The sequence below is a fragment of the Sphingomonas sp. CFBP 13706 genome, assembly GCF_014842355.1.
Taxonomy (GTDB): domain Bacteria; phylum Pseudomonadota; class Alphaproteobacteria; order Sphingomonadales; family Sphingomonadaceae; genus Sphingomonas; species Sphingomonas aerolata.
Genome location: NZ_JACYVM010000013.1, coordinates 55,940 through 73,958 on the forward strand (window position 1 = coordinate 55,940; position 18,019 = coordinate 73,958).

The window sequence follows — 18,019 nt, forward strand, 5'->3', positions numbered from 1 at the left end:
GATGACCGAAACCTTATCGACGCCCGACCTCGCCGCCGAACTGGTCGCGCTGCTCGACCTCGAACCGCTTGATACCGACCTGTTCCGCGGACCCCAGCGACCCGGCGCAACCGCGCGCGTCTTCGGCGGGCAGGTCGTGGCGCAGGCGCTGATGGCGGCGCAGCGTTCGGTCGACGCACCCGCCGTGGCGCACAGCATGCACGCTTATTTCCTGCGCGCCGGCACCGAGACGCAACCGATCATCTTCCGGGTAGAGCGCGATTTCGACGGCAAGTCGTTCGCGAACCGCCGCGTCACCGCCAGCCAGAACGGCGCGACGATCCTGACGCTGGCCGCATCGTTCCAGCGCCCGGAATCCGGCCTGGAGCATGCGGTCGCGATGCCCGACCTTCCCCCGCCAGAGGAACTGCGCTCGCTCGACATCCTCGCTGGCGACTATGCGGGTATCTCCGCGCAAGCCGTCGCGTTCCTCGGCCAGCGGTCCGCCTTCGATATCCGGCCCTGCGGCGTTCCCGCGTTCCTCCAGACCAAGCCCGGCACGCCCGTATCCCATGTCTGGATCCGGTTTCGGGGAAGCGTGCCAACCGATCCCGTCGTGCGCCGCGGCGTGCTCGCCTATCTGTCCGATTATGCGCTGCTCAGTGCGTCGCTGATCCCGCACGGGGTCAACATGTTCGAGCACAGCATGCAGACCGCGAGCCTCGATCACGCAATGTGGTTCCACGACGACGTGCCGCTGGACGATTGGCTGCTCTATACCAGCGAAAGCGCGTGGTCGGGACATGGCCGCGGCATCGCACGCGGTGTCTTCCATAGCCGCGACGGGCGAGCGATCGCGCATGTCACGCAGGAGGGATTAATCCGGATGCGGCCCGATCTCGCGCCACGTACGACGATCCCGCATATGCCCTGATCGGTGCACCCCGGATCGGGTCGCCGCGCAAAACCGTGTTGACAGCGCATTTGTACGGACATTAGGATCATCTTACGCCAGTGAAGCTGGTTCCAGGATGTCGCGCCGCGCAAGACGGACGATCCCAATCGATGAGGATGTCTGTATGCGTCATTCGTACGCCGTATCGCTGTGTGCGTTGCTAGCCGTGCTGCCATCGGCAGCGCGGGCGCAGACGGCGTCTCCGCTCGATACCGATCCGTCGTACCAGACGATGCTGGCGCTGATCGACGAGATGGTCGAGAACAAGCTGGTCAGCCGCGAGCGCGCCGATACGCTGATCGCCAATGCCAAGGCGAAAGCCGGCCGTGCGCTTGCCGCAAATGCCCCACCTCCGGCCGCTGCGCCATCAACGGCCCCGCAACTGGCAGCGCCTGTGCCAGCACCCCCGTCAGCGGCCCCGACCCGCGTGCAGGTCGCCAACCAGACGGCCGATCCCGGCGCGAAGATCGCCCCCGTGCCGGTCGGCAACCCGCAGGTCGTCAATGCCGGCGGCGTCGCGCTGCCCGCCGATCTCGCGGTCGACTGGAGCCGGGGGGCGCCCGTGTTCAGCAGCCGCGACGGAAAGTTCACGTTCAAGATGCGCGGGCGGTTGCTGGCGGATATCTCCTCGACCGGGGGGTCGGATTTCGACCGTCGCAACATCACCGTCTCGACGCTGCGCCAGTTTCGCGTCGGCGCGATTGGCACGATCGGCGATCACCTCTTCTATCAGTTCGAAACCGATTTCCGGCGCAACGCGACCGAGGTCGTGCAGGCGTTCGTCGGTTACCGCCAGAAGTTCGGCAAGACCGACGCCGATGTCCGATTCGGCAACCTCATCACCGATCGCGGCATCGACATCGGCACCGCGTCGACCGCCAACCCCTTCATCACCACCAACATCAACACCACCGCGCTCGCGACGCAGGGCGGCAAGGTCTTCCTGATGGGCGCGGTCGGCCGTGCGGGCGGCAAGAACTGGCATGCCAGCCTTGGCGTGCACGGCGATGCGATCGACAGCGATTTCACGCGCAGCGACAACCGAATGCTGCTGGGCCGCGCGCACTGGAACCCGATCCTCACCAAGCATGGCCTGATCCACATCGGCGGTTGGGCATATAGCGAGAACATCCCCGATACGACGCTGCCGACCACGTTCGCGCAAGGTATGGCGGGCGCGCTCAACAACAGCGTCCGTGTCGAGTCCGCGGCGCTGGCTGGCGCGGACGGATCAAAGGCGTTCGGCCTCGAGCTCGGCGGCACGCTCGGGCCATTCTACGCGTTCGGCGAATATGGTCAGCGGACCGTGCATGGCGGCCCGACCTCGACCTTCCGCAGCGGCAAGATTAAGGCCTTGTCGGTCAATGGCGGCTTCTGGATCACCGGCGAGACGCCGACCTATGCTTCGCGCAGCGGCACCTATGTCGCGCCGAACGTGCTGAACTCGGTGCTCGATGGCGGATGGGGGGCGCTGGAGGCGGTGATACGCTATGAGGATCTCGACAGTTCGAGCCTCCCGCTCGGCGGCACCGGTACCGCAGGTACGGTCGGCCTGAACTGGTCGCTGACCAACAATTTCCGGTTCATGGCGGACTATACCCATTTCCGTACCGACAACCGGACCGGCGGTTTCATCGGGCGCGATAGCGGCGACACGTTCGCGGCAAGGGCCGAAGTGGCGTTCTGACCGTCGACGCCGGCTTCACCTTGCCAGCGTACTATAAGTTCGATAATGTCCGTACAAAGCGATAAGGAGGATGTATGAGCCTTTCGGCTATCAAGGTTGGCGAGCAGCGCTACCGCGCGAGCTATGGCCGGTATCTCGAGGATTTCGTCGTCGGCGACATTTACGAGCATCGCCCCGGGCGGACGATAACCGACGCGGACAATATCCAGTTCTCGTTGATGACGATGAATTCGCACCCGATGCATTGCGACGCGCAATATGCCGCCAAGAGCGAGTTCGGGCGGCTGCTGGTGAATAGCGGGCTGACCCTGGCAATCGTGCTCGGCATGACCGTCAACGACGTGAGCGGCAAGTCCCCCGCCAATCTCGGCTGGACCGAGATCAAGCTTACCCATCCGGTGTTCGGCGGCGACACGCTGACCGCGGAAACCGAAGTACTCGAAATCCGCGAGTCCAAGTCGCGCCCGACGCAGGGGATCGTCACCACCCGCACTCGGGCGTTCAATCAGGACGCCAAGCAGATCATGGAGTTCACGCGCAACTCGCTGGTCTACAAGCGCGGCGAGTCTCCCGACGACAAATAGCCCGACTGATCGACTAACCGGTCGCCGTTGGTGACCGGACGCCCCCAGCGCGGCCTGCGAGAACTTCGACAAAAGAAGACCCGGCCCGTCGTCATTACGAAGAGAGGTAGCCCCATGGCCGATACCATCGCCGTTAACGCAGGAGCCAGGCTGGACCGTCTGCCTATCTCCCGATTCCACTGGCGCATCCTGGGGCTGATCAGCGCGGGCGCATTCCTAGACGCGTTCGATGTGTATCTCGCGGGGGGTGTCATCGCCGCGCTGAAGGCCGAGGGCTTCTCGACGCTGGCGCAGGCCGCGGTGTTCATGTCGATGACCTTCCTCGGCATGATGATCGGCGCAGGCATGGCCGGCTATGTCGGCGATCGCTTCGGACGTCGCGCCTCTTACCAGTTCAACCTCGCGCTGTTCGGGCTGGCCTCGATCGCGGCGATCTTCTCGCCCAACATGACGTTCCTGATCGTCTGCCGCTTTATCATGGGCATCGGCCTCGGCGCCGAGCTGGTGGTCGCGGCGGGCACGCTCGGCGAGTTCATCCCGCCGGCCTATCGCGGTCGCTGGGTGTCGATCATGGGCATGGTCGTCAATTCGGGCCTGCTGGTCGCGACGTCGGTCGGCTATATCGTCATCCCGACGCTCGGCTGGCGCTACATGTTCGCGATCGGCGGTATCCTTGCGCTGATCGTCTGGGTAATGCGCAAGAAGATGCCGGAATCGCCGCGGTGGCTGGAGTCGGTCGGCCGCAACGAGGAGGCAGAGGCGACGCTTCGCGAGATCGAAGCCGACGTCGTCAAGCATAAGGGCCCCCTCGCCGCCGTCCCCGAAGTCCGCATCGTACCAAAGGTCCACGCACCGCTCAGCGCGCTCTTCGGCTCCAAACTGCGCCGCCGCCTGATCGCCGCGACGCTTGCCGCGATCGCCGTCAACGTCTCGGTCTACGGCTTCGTCGCGTGGTTGCCGACCTTCCTGGTCAGCCACGGCACGGGGATCGTCACCTCGCTCTGGTACACGACGCTGATGTCGTTCGGCAGCGTGTTCGGTGCGATCGTCGCGATCGGTATCGCCGACCGCATCTCGCGCCGCGCCTCGCTGATCGCGGCGGCCGTCGCGATCATGATCTTCGGCTTCCTTTATCCCAATGCGCACGGTGACCTTATGGTGCCGCTAACGGGCTTCCTGCTCGTGTCGAGCATCTACACGCTCGTGACGCTGGCGCTGTTTGCCTACATCCCCGAGCTGTTCCCGACCGCCTATCGGCTGCGTGGCACCGGTTTCGCGGGCATGTGCGGACGGGCCGCGTCGATGGTCACGCCCTATGCCACCGTCGCGCTGTTTGAGCGCTTCGGGCTGGAGGGCGTGCTCGGCATGGTCGGCGTGGTGCTCGCCTGCATGATCGCCGCCGTCGGTCTTTTGAACATCGAGACCACCGGTCAGTCGCTCGACGACGTCGCCGACGACTCGCTGGTCCTTGGGGGAGCCGCCAAGTGACGCTCTCGCAAACCTTCGCCGATTTTGCGACTGGCCTGACGATCGATGCCATTCCCGAGCGGGTCAAGGAGCGCGCACGCCACCTGATCCTCGACTCGGTCGGCACGGGCCTAGCGGCAGTCGGCGCAGACTGGGCCGAGGCGACTTTCGCCGCCGCGGGCGACCTCGGCAGCGGAACAGCGCCGGTGCTCGGCTATGGCCGCACGCTGGCGATGCGGGACGCGGCGCTGATGAACGGGGTCGTTACGCACGGCCTCGACTATGACGACACGCATTCACGCGGGATCATCCATTCGACCGTCAGCGCCTTTCCAACTGCGCTGGTCGCGGCGGACAAAGCCGGCGCATCGGGCACCGACCTGCTCGTCGCCTATATCGCAGCGATGGAGGTTTCGACGCGGGTCGCGGCCGTCGGCGCGGGCGGGTTTCACGGCTTCGGCTTTCACCCGACCGGATTGATCGGCGCGTTCGGATCGACGCTCGCGGCCGGCAGGTTGCTCGGACTCGACGCGCAGCAGATCGCGATGGCGCAGGGGATCGTGTTGTCGATGGCCGGCGGGAGTCTGGAGTTCCTGGCCGACGGTGCATGGACCAAGCGCTTGCATCCCGGCTGGGCCGCGAGTTCGGCACTGACCGCGGCGACGCTTGCCAAGCGCGGCTTCGTCGGACCGCCGGCTGCGTATGAAGGGCGCTTCGGGCTTTATGCCCTGTATCTTCGCGACGCCGCCCCTGCCCTGCTCGCGCAGGCGACCGAAGCGCTCGGCGAGATCTGGGAGATCGAGGCGGTGTCGGTAAAGCCGCTTCCCGCCTGCCACATGACGCATGCCGCGATCGATGCGGCGATCGCGCTGCGTGCGGAATACGACCTGACCGCTGCCGATATCGCCAAGGTCATCGTGCTGGTGCCCGAGGCGGTCATCCCGATCGTCTGCGAGCCGGTCGCTCCCAAGCGGACGCCCCACACCGGCTACGACGCGCAATTCTCGATCCCCTACACGGTCGCGACCGCGCTGCTGACAGGCAAGTTCACGCTCGATTCGCTTGATCCGGCAGCACTGAACGATCCGGCGGTGCTCGATCTAGCCGCACACGTCACATACGCCGTCGACCCCGATAGCGATTATCCCAAGCACTTCACCGGCGAAGTCATGGTCGAAACCCGAGATGGCCGCATGCTGCGCCACCGCGAGGCGATCAACCGCGGTGCATCCGACCGGCCGTTCAGCAACGCCGACATCGACGCCAAATATTTCGAGAACGCCGCTCGCACGGTCGACGCGACCCGCGCCGCGCATATCCGCGCCGCCGTGCTCGATCTGCACCTGCACCCCGCTTCCGCGCTCGGCGACATCCTCGCCGGCGCCACTGCCCCTCAAGGAGTATCCGCATGACCCTGGCAAACGCGATCGCCGCCGATGGCGCGATGACCGACGAAGAGATCCTGATCCTCGATTCGATCGACAAGTTCCTCGAAACCGACGTGAAGCCGTTCGTCCACCAGCTCGAGCATGACGACGAATATCCGCAGAAGATCGTCGACACGATGAAGGAAATGGGGCTGTTCGGGCTCATGATCGCACCCGAATTCGGCGGGTTCGGCATCTCGACGCTGACCTATGCGCGGATCATCGAGAAGATTTCGACCGTGTGGATGTCCGTCGCAGGCATCATCAACAGCCACATGATCATGGCGATGACGGTCCAGCGCTGCGGTACCGAGGCGCAGAAGGATCATTACCTGCCCAAATTCGCGACCGGCGAACTGCGCGGCGGTATCGGCCTGACCGAGCCCGACGCGGGCACCGACCTTCAGGCGATCCGCACCACCGCGGTCCGCGACGGCGACGACTATGTCGTCAACGGCAGCAAGATGTGGATCACCAATTCGGGCTCGGGCAACACCATCCTGTTGCTGGTCAAGACCGACACGGCCGCCGAGCCACGCCACAAGGGCATGAGCCTGCTGATCGCCGAGAAGGGCGACGGCTTCATCGTGTCGAAGAAGCTGGAGAAGCTTGGCTACAAGGGGATCGACAGCAACGCGCTGACTTTCGACGGGTACCGCGTGCCGGTCGATCGGTTGATCGGCGGGATCGAGGGCGTCGGCCTGAAGCAGGTGCTGGGCGGGCTCGAACTCGGCCGCATCAACGTTGCGGCGCGCGGCGTCGGCATCGCGCAGGCAGCACTCGACGAGGCGGTCGCCTATGCGCAGACGCGCAAGACGTTCGGCAAGCCGATCTGCGAGCATCAGGCGATCCAGCTGAAACTCGGCGAGATGACGACCCGCACCTACGCCGCGCGGCTGCTCACCGAAGCCGCCGCCAAGGCGTATGACCGTGGCGAGCGGTGTGACATGGAAGCCGGCATGGCGAAGTATTTCGCGACCGAAGCTGGCCTGGAGAACGCGATCGAGGCGATGCGGATCTTCGGCGGCTACGGCTACTCGAAGGAATATAATGTCGAGCGCCTCTACCGCGACGCACCGCTGCTGACGATCGGCGAAGGCACCAACGAACTGCAACGCATCATCATCGCCAAGCAGATCATCGCGCGGAACCCGGCATGAGCCAGCCACTCGCCGGCCTCCGCATCGTCGCGGTCGAACAATATGGCGCAGGGCCGTTCGGTACGCAGCAGCTCGCCGATCTCGGCGCCGAGGTCATCAAGATCGAGAACCATAAGGATGGCGGGGATATCGGTCGGCATGTCGGCCCGTATTTCTTCGCGCCGGGCGACAGCCATTTCTACGAATCGCTCAACCGCAACAAGCGCAGCATCGGCCTCGACCTGAAGAGCGCGGACGGGCGCGCGGTGCTCGAGAAGCTCGTCGCGGAGTCGGACGTGGTGTTCAACAATTTGCGCGGCGACCTGCCGGCAAAGCTCGGGCTCGACTATGCCGCACTGTCGCAGTTCAACCCCGCGATCGCCTGCGTCCACCTCTCCGCCTATGGTCGTACCGGCAGCCGCGCGGCATGGCCAGGCTATGACTATCTGATGCAGGCCGAGGCCGGCTATCTGTCGCTCACCGGCGAGCCGGGAACGCCGCCCGCACGCTTCGGGCTGTCGATCGTCGACTTCATGACCGGCACCACCGCTGCGCTCGCGATCCTGGCCGGCGTCGTCTCGGCGCGCGGCAGCGGGATCGGCCGCGATCTCGACGTCAGCCTGTTCGACGTCGCGCTCGGCAACCTCAACTATGTCGCCGAATGGTATCTCAACGGCGGCGTCACCGTCGAACGCACGTCGCGATCGAGCCATCCCTCACTCACCCCCAGCCAGCTCTACACGACCAGCGACGGCTGGATCTTCGTGATGTGCAACAAGGAGAAGTTCTTCGAGGTTCTGTGCGGGCTGATCGAGCGTCCCGAATGGGCGACCGATCCGCGCTACGCGACCTTCGCCGCCCGGCTGGAGAACCGTCCGGCGTTCAACGCGGATCTCGATGCGGTGCTGTCGACCCGCACCACCGCGGACTGGATGCAGCTGTTCGAAGGACGCGTGCCGGCCGCGCCAGTGCTCGACGTTCAGCAGGCGCTCGACAATCCGTTTCTCGCGGAATCGAAGCGGATCATCGATTTCCAGCATCCCGAACACGGCCCCCTGCCCGGCATCGCTTCCTCGATCCGCGCGGGCGGCGTCGAACATCCGGACAAGGCTGCTCCCACACTCGGTGCGGATACCAGCGCCATCCTCGCGACCCTCGGCTACACCGATGACGACGTGGCAGCCTTGCGGACCCGCGGCGCGGTCCGGTGACACCCGCGCTTGCATCAAACGCCAAGGCATTGGACGGTGCGCTATTGTCCGGATCACCCGACAAAGCGACCGATGGATATTTGATGCCCCAGCTTCGTCAGCAACCGCGTTACCTACAACTCGCCCAGACGCTGATCAACGAGATCGAGGATGGGCGCTATCCAATTGGCACGCTGCTGCCGACCGAGTTCGAGCTGTGCGACCAGTTCGGCGCAAGCCGCTTCACCGTGCGCGAGGCGATCAAGCGGCTCGTGCAATCGGGCATGGTTTCGCGACAGGCCGGGGTCGGCACGCGCGTCCTCGGGCTGTCGCGCCCGGCGGCGTATCGCCAGGTGATGGAGGGGCTGTCCGATCTCCAGCAATACACCAACGAGACCAGCCTCACGATCATCGCGCGCGAGACGATCGCGCTGGACGGCCCGCTCTCCGAACAGGTCGGCGCGACATCGGGCCAGACCTGGCTGCATCTCATGGCGCTGCGCCGCGCCGCCGGGACCAGCCCGATCTCCTTTTCGGACATCTATCTCCACCCCGCATTCCGCAGCCTGAAGCTCGACGACGATGTCGGCGATGTGCCGATCTTCAGCCGGATCGAGGAACAGTTTGGCGAGCGCGTCGCCGAAGTCCGCCAGCATATCGAAGCGGTGGCGATCCCCGCGCCGATCGCCAAATTGCTCGAAACCAAGACCGGTGCGCCGGGCCTGCGCCTGACGCGGCAATATCTCAACGCACGCGGCGAGGTCGTCGAGATGGCGATCAACACCCATCCCGCGGACCGATATTCCTATTCCCAGACCTTCCGCCGCGATCCCGTATCCGGCCTGTAGAGGACATCCCATGACCATTGCCGCCCGCAGTATCCTGTTCGTGCCTGGCGATCGTGCCGAGCGTTTCGAAAAGGCGCGCGCGAGCGGCGCGGACATCGTTGTGATCGATCTCGAAGACGCTGTCCTCCCCGACCGCAAAGTTGCCGCGCGCGATACGATTTACGATGCGCTCGCCAGTCTGCGGGAACCGCGCTTCTTCGTGCGCGTCAATAGTCTGGATACTGAGTGGCATGCGGACGACGTACGTGGACTCGCCGCACTGCCAGGCGTCGCTGGATTGATGCTGCCCAAGGCCGAGCGCGCGTCGGACTTCGCGGCGATTCACGAGGCAGCACCCGGCAAGCCGCTCCATGCGCTGGTCGAGACCGTTTCGGCGGTCTTGAACCTGGCGGACCTCGTCACCGCGCCCGGTCTCTCACGGCTGTCGTTCGGCACGGTGGACTTTCAGGCGGACGCCGGCATCGACGGCGACCAGGCGGAGATCGACTATGTCCGTACGCAAATCGTCCTTCACTCGCGAAGCGCCGGACTTGCAGCACCAGTCGATGGCGTTTCGACGGATCTCTCTAACGACGAGGCGCTGGCACGCGACACCGACCACGCACGTCGCTTCGGCTTCGGCGGAAAGCTTTGCGTCCATCCACGACAGGTGGGGATCGTCAACGCGGCATTCCTACCCTCCGCCTCTGACGTGGACTGGGCCACCCGCGTGGTCGCCGCTATCGACGGCGCGTTCGGAGCCGTTGCCGTCGACGGCAAACTGATCGACAAACCCGTCGTCGATCGCGCTCGCCGAGTTCTTGATACATATTCGGCATTTGATTCTTTCCGCCGGTGAGCAGACAGCGTGGATGGCCCGCGGGGTCGCAATATTTGCGGACAATGACCCAGTTGCGGACGTTCAAATTCAGTCGGTTGCGTCACGGAGGTGGACGCTCGTTTATCATTGATCGGAGCCGGTTTTGGCGGGTAACGCAACGAAGGATGATTGGAGGCGTCGCCAATTCGTCGCCAAGCCATATGCATCTGATCCCAGACCTTCCAAGGCCCAGGCATTTCGCAAGCTTCATTACGCGTGCCGGCTCGCAGAGCTACGTCATTTGAGACGACATATACGCGTCCACACCCGCTAATCCTTGATGTCATTCTGTTGGTACAGCCGGTACTCTAACCTCTTTGAATAACGATCGATGCACGTCCAGAAAGCGCTGGCTAATTATCATTCTCACGACGGGCAAACAGATCACCGATGGACGCGACAAAATGCGTGTTCATTGCTGCGGTCGCAGCTTTCGGGTCACGATCGGCGATCGTACGCGCTAACGCATGATGATGTGCCAGCACGGCGGCACGCTGCCGCGCGGTGGTCCGCGTTGCCCACGCTGCAGGGACGGCATGAACCATCATCGGTGCGAACGAGCGGATGATCTGCAAGAACAACATGTTGCGTCCAGCCTGCGCGATTGCTTGGTGAAACGCGATGTCGTGGCGGGTCAGCGCATCGATATCGCTACCGGCTGCTTCCATTGCCTCGGCCAGACCGATGATCGTCTGCGCCTCGTCGTCGGTGCGGTCGATCGCGGCGAGCTCGGCAGTGCGCAGTTCCAGCGTGCGGCGCACGTCCCAGATCTGTACCATCGAGATTTGCGCCGTTGCCACCGCGTGGTCGAGCGACGTTGCCATCACAGATCCGTCGATCGCGGCTACGCGCGCGCGCCTGCCGTTGCCTACGTCGATAAGTCGCAACGCCGCTAGAGCGCCGAACGCCTCGCGGAGTACTGGGCGGCTGACACCCAGCTCTGTCGCAAAATGCCCTTCGGACGGCAGCGTGTCGCCGACTTTCATGTCGTTCGTGCGGATGTGCGTGCGGACCGCATGGACCGCCTGATCGACCAGCGAGCCGCCCTCTATCAGTCGCACGCTCATCGCGCTCATGCCGCGAGCCGTGGTGCGCGCAGCGACGACGGGGTCGCGCCGAACTGCCGCGAGAAGGCCCGCGTGAAACTGGCATTGTTGAGATAGCCGCACTGGTATCCGATCGACGATACCGGCAGATTGGTCGCGATCAGCATCTGGCGTGCCGCTCCGAGCCGCCTGTCCAGCAGCGCGTCGGCGACCGTGCAGGCGAACATGTCGCGGAAGCCGCGGGTCAGCTTCGCACGGTTCAGTCCACAAGCGCGCGCGATCGAATCAAGCGTCATCTTCTCACCCCAACGCTCGTCGATCATGCGCTTGGCCGCGACGATCCGCTGGCTGTCCCTTGCAGACAACTGCCCGGCGCCCGCGAGCGGCACAAGGTCGTCCTCAACGATCCGCTGAAACGTGATGGACAGGAGTTCGATGCATTTCGCGGACCGGTGCGTGCTGCGCCAGGGCTCGGAGAGCGCGCAATCGCGGATCGCGACGACGATCAGCCGCAATTCGCTCGGCAGATGACACGCGATGTTCGCGTCGGGCGCGTAATCGAAGACCCGCAGGCAGGCACCGCGTTCGACCGCGAGAATGAGGACCGCCCGCTCCTCCGAAGGAACCGCACCGGTCGTGACGGTGACCTGCGCCGGCGTGTGCTCGCCCAGCGTGAAGCAGAGGACCACGGCATCGGCGGGAAACGTCGTCGGGTCGACCATACCCTCGCCGATGAATGCCGCCATCTCGGGCGACACCGTGACGCGTTCCTTCTGCATGCTTCCCTCGCCCACCACCGCTCTCCTTCTCCAGTTTGCCGGGATTGGGTCGATCATGCAGCTATCAGATAGCTCCTGCAAGAGCTATCTTACAGGTCAAGCCGTTGCTGATACCGGCGCGCGACGCATTGCAATCGTAAAGGCGACGACGGAGATCGCGCTGGTCACGACGCCGACGATCGCGAGACCTTGCGCGAGATGCGCTTCGCCGCCCAGCATGCCGCTTGCAGCCGCGACCAGCGTGGGTGCGAGGCCGTAGCCGATCAGCCCCGCGATCGCGATGAACGCGCCGATGCACAACCCGCGCAGTTCGTTGGGTATTAGCACGGTCAACGCCACCGAAGTCACAACGCCCGTCACCGCACCGCACGTTACCAACAAACCCACGGCGACCCCGAACAGCGGGACCGAGGGCATGATCGGAAACAACGCCGCGGGTACGCCGAGCGCGGCGGCAAGGATCGCACCGATCAGCAGGCCACCGCGGCGGCCGCTCTTTTGCCCGCGATCGGCGGACAGACCACCGACGATCGCACCGACCACGCCGGCACCGAACAGCAGCGCGCCCATCCAGCCGGCGAACTGGTCGGGTTGGAGGTGGAACGTCCGCGACAGGACCGGCGAAACCCAGATCCCGGCCGCGGCATCGGCCATCACGACGCTGATCTGGCCGACGAACAACGGGATCAGGAACACGCGGCGCGCCCAGAGTTCGCCGGCCACGACCTTGAACGGCGCATGCGTGCCGGCCGCAACCTCCTGCCGCACCGGTTCGCGCAACACGAACAGTGGCAGGATGGCGAGCACGCTGACGACCGCCAGGCACAGATGCACACTTCGCCACGGCATCATCCCTGCGAACCACGCTGGCGCGCGGCCATGTGCGAACAGCCCGAACAGTGCGCCCGACAGTGCCAAGGCGAGCGCGACGCCGAGCGACTTGCCGAGGTTGACGATCAGCATCGCCCTGCCCCGCTGCGTCGGAACGCAGAAATCGGCGCACAGCGAGAGCGCTGCGGTCAGCGCGCCGGTCGTGCCGATCCCGGTCAGCATGCGTGCAACGAACAGCAACGGAACGCTATGCGCGAGCCCGGTCAGCACCGTGCCCAGCGTCCACACGAACGCGAGTGCGATCATCATTCGCACGCGGTTGTAGCGATCGACCATGATACCGATCGGGATCGAGAACACCGCCAGCGGCAGCGCCGCCGACAGCCCCTGGATAAGGCTCAGCGTATAGTCGCTGAGGTGGAGTTCGGCTTTCGCGCCTTCCTGCACCGTGCCGAATGCGCCCATCATCGTGAAGCCGACCGCCATGGCCAGCGCGAGCGCGAGCAGCGGCAACAGCGTCTTGGCAAATGGCGGTGCGGCCGCCTCGATCGGTCGGGCGAAATCTGTCATTCTGGATCCTTATGCAAGCGCACGGCGCAGAGCCTCGTGGCTGTCGCGGCGTGCCTGTTGCGAGACCGGACCGTCGGCGAAGATGTCGAAGGCGTGATAGCCGCCGGGATAGACGTGAAGCTCGACAGGCACTCCGGAGCGGATCAGCCGCGTCGCATAGTCGATGTCCTCTTCGACGAAGAGATCGAGCGCGCCGGTCGCGATATAGGCGGGCGGCAGGTTGCCGAGATCCGTCGCCCGCGCTGGTGCCGCATAGGGTGACACGGCGTCGCCACCAGGCGCGTGGCCGAGCAACGCGGTCCAGCCAAAACGATTGCTCTGCGCGGTCCAGACGAACTCGCCGGCATAGGGATGCGGCGGTGCGGTACAGCTACGGTCGTCGAGCATCGGGTAGATCAGGTGCTGGAATGCGAGCGCATGTTCGCCACGGTCGCGCACCATCAAGGCCAGTGCCGCGGCATACCCGCCGCCCGCGCTCTGCCCCATCACGCCGAGCCGCGCCGGATCGATCCCGAGCCGGTCGGCATGGGCGATCGTCCATACCAGTCCTGCGTAGCAATCCTCGATCGGGCCGGGGAAGTTCGTCTCAGGCGCCAGCCGGTATTCGACCGACACCACGACGCATTGCAGATCGGCGACAAGCGGACGAAGCAGCGGATCATAGTCGGACACCTTGCCCATCACATAGCCGCCGCCATGGATGTGATAGATGCACGGCAGGGCGCCGGTGACGCCCGCCGGGCGGAAGACGTGCAGGTCGATATCGGGCGCCCCGGCAGGCCCTGGAACCGTATGGATCTCCAGCGTCGCCAGGGTTTCGTCGGCGGGCGGCAGCATCGACGGTCGGTCGCGCATCGCCGGCAGGATGTCGGCGGTGAGCGAGATCTGCGGCAACATCTCGAGCAGCGGGCGCAGCGTCGGATCCACCAGGTGCAGGCTGTCCATCATTCTCTCCACGATCCTTGTTGTGACGCGCGTCCGATACCGGAACGGCGTTTAGAACGCGAAGATCTTGCCCGGATTGAACAGATTGTCGGGGTCCAGCGCGTGCTTCAGCGTCCGCATCAGTTCGACCGCGTCGCCAAGTTCAGCGACCAGCCAGTCCTGCTTTCCGATGCCGATGCCGTGTTCGCCGGTGCAGGTGCCGTCCATCGCCAGCGCGCGTTCGACCATCCGTGCGTTGATCGCCGAGACCTCGGCCAGCTCCGCCTCGGACTCCGGATCGATCGAAAAGACGACATGGAAATTGCCGTCGCCGACATGCCCGAAAATGGTCGCGGGGACCGACGACGCCTGGAGGTCGGCCTTGGTCTCGCCGATGCACTGCGCCAGGCGACTGATCGGCACGCACACGTCCGTCGCCCAGCCGACTGCGCCCGGACGCAGGTTGACCGCCGCGTAATATGCCTCGTGCCGGGCCTTCCACAGCTTCGAGCGTTCCTCGGGCAGGTTCGACCAGCGGAAGTCGCCGCCGCCATTCGCCGCCGCCAGCTCGCGCACCGTCTCCGCCTGTTCGTCGACATAGCTTGGTGAGCCGTGAAATTCGAAGAACAGCGTGGTCAGTTCGGGGTAATCTAGCTTCGACCAGGCGTTGACCGCCTTCATCTGCATGTCGTCGAGAATTTCGACGCGAGCGAGCGGCACGCCAATCTGGATCGCCTGAACTACTGTATCGACCGCGCCGTTCAGCGTCTCGAAGCTGCACACCGCGGACGAGATCGCCTCGGGAATGCCGTGCAGCCGCAGCGTCACCTCGGTGATGATGCCGAGCGTGCCTTCGGAGCCTACGAACAGCCGGGTCAGATCATAGCCCGCCGCCGACTTCCGCGCGCGACGGCTCGTACGGATCTCGCGGCCATCGGGCGTCACCACGCGCAGGCTCAGCACGGCCTCGCGCATCGTGCCATAGCGCACCGCATTGGTGCCGCTCGCGCGCGTCGCAGCCATTCCGCCGATCGTCGCATTCGCACCGGGATCGATCGGGAAGAACAGCCCCAGGTCGCGGATATGCTCGTTGAGCTGCTCACGACGGACGCCGGCCTGTACCGTACAATCAAAGTCCTCGGCGTTGATCGACACGATCTGGGTCATCTCGGACAGGTCGACCGAAACGCCGCCATGCACAGCCAGCGTGTTGCCCTCGATCGAGGTCCCCGCACCGAACGGGACGATCGGCACCTTGGCCGCAGCGCATAGCCTGACGAGATCCACCACCTCCTCGGTCGACCGCGCGAAGACGACCGCGTCGGGCAGCATCGGGGCGAAATGCGCCTCGCTGCTGCCGTGGTGGAGGCGCATCGCGTCGCTCATGTGCAGCGCAGTGCCGAAACGCTGCTGGAGCGCTGCGACGAACGCCGGATCGAGCGGCGCCCTTTCGATCTGTTCGACGTGCATGGTCATCCTAGAACCGGAAGCTCGCGCGCACGCCGTATCGGCGGCGGTCGCCCTGGATGGCGAGGTTCGACGCCAGCGGCGCAAGCCCGGCCCGCACCAACGCCGACTTGTCGATATAGCTTTCGATGAATTTGGTATTGAACAGGTTGGTGCCGAACGCAGTCACCGTCAGACCACTGGAGAAGCGGAAGCCGAGCGAGGCGTTCGTGATAGCATAGGCAGATAGTCTTGGCGCGACATCGGGGTCGAGCGACGACCCGATCCGGCTGCCCTTCCCGAAGATCCCCGCGTCCAGCAACACCGCGTTATCGCCGACCGGGACGGTGTAGGTCGTATTGAAGTTGAAGTTGTAGTCGGGCGTGAAGATCACACGGTCGCTTGATACGTGGACGCCGGTGGTCGCGAAATACTGGCTGTCGTCAGTGATGCGGGCATGGAGATAGGAGGCGCCGGCGTCGATCCGCCAATGATCGGTAAGGCGGAGGTGCGCTTCCAGTTCGGCGCCGTAACTCTTGACGGTGCCGGTGTTCAGGTTGATCGCGACGAACCCGCCCGTGGCACTCGGCGCCAGCGAGTTCTGACCGATGAAGTCCTTGTAGTCGTTGTAGAATATGTCCGCGTTGATCGTCAGGCGGCGGTCGAATGCATCGAACTTCGTGCCCAGCTCATAGGTCCAGACATTGTCGCCCTTGTACGTCGCGTCCTGCGGCCGCGTACCCGGACCGTTCTGACCACCGCCGCGGATCCCCTTGGCGACCGAGGCATAGCTCATCACCGCCGGCGTCCAATGCTGGGTCAGCGTGACGCGGGGTTGGAACTGGTCCTTCTTATAGACCGGCGCGGTATAGGGCGTCACGCCGTTGACTTGGCTCGCGACCAGCTTCTGATGATCGTAGCGCCCACCGACCGCGAGATCGAGCGTGCCCACTTTCAGGAAAGCGGTCGCGAAGATCGCGCGCGTGTCGTTGCGGACATAGGTCGACGAAGGCGTGGTCGAGGCGGGCAGCGGGAAGGTCGGGCCCAGCAGCGCGCGGAAATCGATCGTCGTCAGCTGATCACTCACCTGCGTGTAGCGATTGCCGTACAGCCCGATGAGCGTCGAAAACGCATCGCTCCACTGCGTATCGAAGCGCAATTCGGCCGTCTTGGTCTTCAAGGTCGAACCACCGCGGGTACGGAGGAGGTCGACCGCACCGAAATCGCCGTCATTGACCCCGGAGAGGTTCTTCTGGTTGTACGCCCCGATTACGGTGATCTTGGTCTTGAGCGATGCGACGTCGAACTCGCCCTTCACGTTCGCGCCGTAATAATCGATCACCGCCCGGTTCAGCACGTTTGTCGCGCCATCGAGCCGGTAATCGGTCGGCCCGGCGACATGGATGTACGACGTGCTGCCGCCTGCGGCCCGGTCGTAGTTGCCGTTGACGGTGAACACCGCCCAGTCGGCGGGCGTGAAGCGGAGCGTGCCACCGACGCTCTGCTGCTTCAGCGGGTTCATGTCGCCGATCGTCAGCGTGTTGCGCATGAAGCCGTCCTGCTCATGATAGGACGCGCCGATCCGGAACTGGAGCAGGTCGCGGACGATCGGCCCGCTGACCGACCCCGAGACCGAGGCGTAGTTGTCGGTACCGGCGATCGCGGCGTCGAACCGCCCCTCCCACTCGTTACCCGGCTGGCGCGTGATGACGTTGATCGCGCCGCCCAGCGTGTTGTTGCCGAACAGCGTCCCCTGCGGCCCGCGCAACACCTCGATCCGCGCAACGTCAACGATCGGAGAGTTCAGATATGATGTGTTCGGCTGATAGACGCCGTCAATGAAAATGCCGACGCCGGGCTGCACCGTGTCGATCAGCGTCGTACCGATACCGCGGATCGACACGAATGCGCGGCCGACGCTGTCGGAATTGATGTTGAGGCCCGGCGTGTAGGACGCGATGTCCTTCACCGTATTGACCTGCAATTCCTTCAGTCGGTCGCCGGAGATCGCCGTCACCGCGATCGGCACATCCTTCAACGATTCCTGGCGCTGACGTGCGGTGACGATGATGTCGTCGGAGCATGCGGGAGGTGTCGCCTTTGCCTGATCGGCGGCGTCTTGCGCGGATACCGGCGTGGTGACGAGCGCGGCGACGGCGCATCCTCCGGCGAGCAATGTCTTGAAGCGCATTGGATCCTCATCCCCTCAGAGCGCCGATCCATCGCCGGCTACTTCTAGGCTCCAAGCTATCTGATAGCTGACCTGTCTGAAAGGTTATCGACTGTGC

Annotated in this window: 15 protein-coding genes; 9 read left to right on the top strand and 6 right to left on the bottom strand. The window is 64.7% G+C overall.

The window, feature by feature from the left end:
• The first annotated feature begins 1 nt into the window (after position 1).
• The 9 genes from IFS44_RS17750 to IFS44_RS17790 all read left to right on the top strand — a co-directional run bounded on the left by IFS44_RS17750 (position 2) and on the right by IFS44_RS17790 (position 10,114).
• A complete protein-coding gene (locus tag IFS44_RS17750) occupies positions 2–913 on the top strand; it encodes an acyl-CoA thioesterase (protein ID WP_192099454.1) in 912 nt (303 codons plus the stop codon).
• Between the two features lie 145 nt (positions 914–1,058).
• Positions 1,059–2,621: an OprO/OprP family phosphate-selective porin gene (locus tag IFS44_RS17755; RefSeq protein WP_192099455.1), complete on the top strand. Its 1,563-nt coding sequence runs from the start codon at positions 1,059–1,061 to the stop codon at positions 2,619–2,621.
• 74 nt (positions 2,622–2,695) lie between these two features.
• Entirely contained in the window at positions 2,696–3,205 is a 510-nt protein-coding gene (locus IFS44_RS17760; RefSeq protein WP_031441432.1) for a MaoC family dehydratase, read from the top strand.
• 114 nt (positions 3,206–3,319) lie between these two features.
• Complete coding sequence (locus IFS44_RS17765; protein ID WP_107934058.1) at positions 3,320–4,693, top strand: MFS transporter; 1,374 nt, start codon at positions 3,320–3,322, stop codon at positions 4,691–4,693.
• Positions 4,690–6,084 (top strand): MmgE/PrpD family protein, encoded by a 1,395-nt coding sequence (locus IFS44_RS17770; protein WP_192099456.1) that lies wholly within the window; start codon positions 4,690–4,692, stop codon positions 6,082–6,084. The genes IFS44_RS17765 and IFS44_RS17770 overlap by 4 nt, the downstream gene beginning before the upstream one ends.
• Positions 6,081–7,259: an acyl-CoA dehydrogenase family protein gene (locus tag IFS44_RS17775; RefSeq protein WP_192099457.1), complete on the top strand. Its 1,179-nt coding sequence runs from the start codon at positions 6,081–6,083 to the stop codon at positions 7,257–7,259. The genes IFS44_RS17770 and IFS44_RS17775 overlap by 4 nt, the downstream gene beginning before the upstream one ends.
• Entirely contained in the window at positions 7,256–8,449 is a 1,194-nt protein-coding gene (locus IFS44_RS17780; RefSeq protein WP_192099458.1) for a CaiB/BaiF CoA transferase family protein, read from the top strand. The genes IFS44_RS17775 and IFS44_RS17780 overlap by 4 nt, the downstream gene beginning before the upstream one ends.
• An 83-nt stretch (positions 8,450–8,532) precedes the next feature.
• Positions 8,533–9,276 carry a GntR family transcriptional regulator gene (locus IFS44_RS17785; protein ID WP_031441437.1) on the top strand — a complete coding sequence of 248 codons (744 nt, stop codon included), beginning with the start codon at positions 8,533–8,535 and terminating at the stop codon, positions 9,274–9,276.
• Between the two features lie 10 nt (positions 9,277–9,286).
• Positions 9,287–10,114 carry an HpcH/HpaI aldolase/citrate lyase family protein gene (locus tag IFS44_RS17790; RefSeq protein ID WP_192099459.1) on the top strand — a complete coding sequence of 276 codons (828 nt, stop codon included), beginning with the start codon at positions 9,287–9,289 and terminating at the stop codon, positions 10,112–10,114.
• 374 nt (positions 10,115–10,488) lie between these two features.
• Here the strand turns inward: IFS44_RS17790 and IFS44_RS17795 are convergent, their stop codons facing one another.
• From IFS44_RS17795 to IFS44_RS17820, 6 genes are all read right to left on the bottom strand, one after another.
• The gene (locus IFS44_RS17795; RefSeq protein ID WP_192099460.1) at positions 10,489–11,211 is read right to left on the bottom strand and encodes a FadR/GntR family transcriptional regulator; all 723 of its coding nucleotides are present in this window, start codon (positions 11,209–11,211) and stop codon (positions 10,489–10,491) included.
• Entirely contained in the window at positions 11,208–11,975 is a 768-nt protein-coding gene (locus IFS44_RS17800; protein WP_342366477.1) for a helix-turn-helix transcriptional regulator, read from the bottom strand. Before IFS44_RS17800 ends, IFS44_RS17795 begins: the two co-directional genes overlap by 4 nt.
• Positions 11,976–12,056: 81 nt before the next feature.
• Positions 12,057–13,361, bottom strand: coding sequence for an MFS transporter (locus IFS44_RS17805; protein WP_197977936.1), 1,305 nt, complete (start codon positions 13,359–13,361; stop codon positions 12,057–12,059).
• 9 nt (positions 13,362–13,370) lie between these two features.
• On the bottom strand, positions 13,371–14,306 hold the full coding sequence (locus IFS44_RS17810; RefSeq protein ID WP_192099462.1) for an alpha/beta hydrolase: 936 nt from the start codon (positions 14,304–14,306) through the stop codon (positions 13,371–13,373).
• A 51-nt stretch (positions 14,307–14,357) separates the two neighbouring features.
• Positions 14,358–15,761, bottom strand: coding sequence for an FAD-binding oxidoreductase (locus IFS44_RS17815; protein WP_446740868.1), 1,404 nt, complete (start codon positions 15,759–15,761; stop codon positions 14,358–14,360).
• Position 15,762: 1 nt separating this feature from the next.
• Entirely contained in the window at positions 15,763–17,922 is a 2,160-nt protein-coding gene (locus tag IFS44_RS17820; protein WP_192099464.1) for a TonB-dependent receptor, read from the bottom strand.
• Between the last annotated feature and the right edge of the window lie 97 nt (positions 17,923–18,019).

What these genes read in the sequence shown, in the direction of transcription:
- IFS44_RS17750 (WP_192099454.1), top strand. Translation starts at nt 2, where the DNA reads ATGACCGAAACCTTATCGACGCCCGACCTCGCCGCCGAACTGGTCGCG.
- IFS44_RS17755 (WP_192099455.1), top strand. Translation starts at nt 1,059, where the DNA reads ATGCGTCATTCGTACGCCGTATCGCTGTGTGCGTTGCTAGCCGTGCTG.
- IFS44_RS17760 (WP_031441432.1), top strand. Translation starts at nt 2,696, where the DNA reads ATGAGCCTTTCGGCTATCAAGGTTGGCGAGCAGCGCTACCGCGCGAGC.
- IFS44_RS17765 (WP_107934058.1), top strand. Translation starts at nt 3,320, where the DNA reads ATGGCCGATACCATCGCCGTTAACGCAGGAGCCAGGCTGGACCGTCTG.
- IFS44_RS17775 (WP_192099457.1), top strand. Translation starts at nt 6,081, where the DNA reads ATGACCCTGGCAAACGCGATCGCCGCCGATGGCGCGATGACCGACGAA.
- IFS44_RS17780 (WP_192099458.1), top strand. Translation starts at nt 7,256, where the DNA reads ATGAGCCAGCCACTCGCCGGCCTCCGCATCGTCGCGGTCGAACAATAT.
- IFS44_RS17785 (WP_031441437.1), top strand. Translation starts at nt 8,533, where the DNA reads ATGCCCCAGCTTCGTCAGCAACCGCGTTACCTACAACTCGCCCAGACG.
- IFS44_RS17790 (WP_192099459.1), top strand. Translation starts at nt 9,287, where the DNA reads ATGACCATTGCCGCCCGCAGTATCCTGTTCGTGCCTGGCGATCGTGCC.
- IFS44_RS17795 (WP_192099460.1), bottom strand. Translation starts at nt 11,211, where the DNA reads ATGAGCGCGATGAGCGTGCGACTGATAGAGGGCGGCTCGCTGGTCGAT.
- IFS44_RS17805 (WP_197977936.1), bottom strand. Translation starts at nt 13,361, where the DNA reads ATGACAGATTTCGCCCGACCGATCGAGGCGGCCGCACCGCCATTTGCC.
- IFS44_RS17810 (WP_192099462.1), bottom strand. Translation starts at nt 14,306, where the DNA reads ATGGACAGCCTGCACCTGGTGGATCCGACGCTGCGCCCGCTGCTCGAG.
- IFS44_RS17815 (WP_446740868.1), bottom strand. Translation starts at nt 15,761, where the DNA reads ATGACCATGCACGTCGAACAGATCGAAAGGGCGCCGCTCGATCCGGCG.
- IFS44_RS17820 (WP_192099464.1), bottom strand. Translation starts at nt 17,922, where the DNA reads ATGCGCTTCAAGACATTGCTCGCCGGAGGATGCGCCGTCGCCGCGCTC.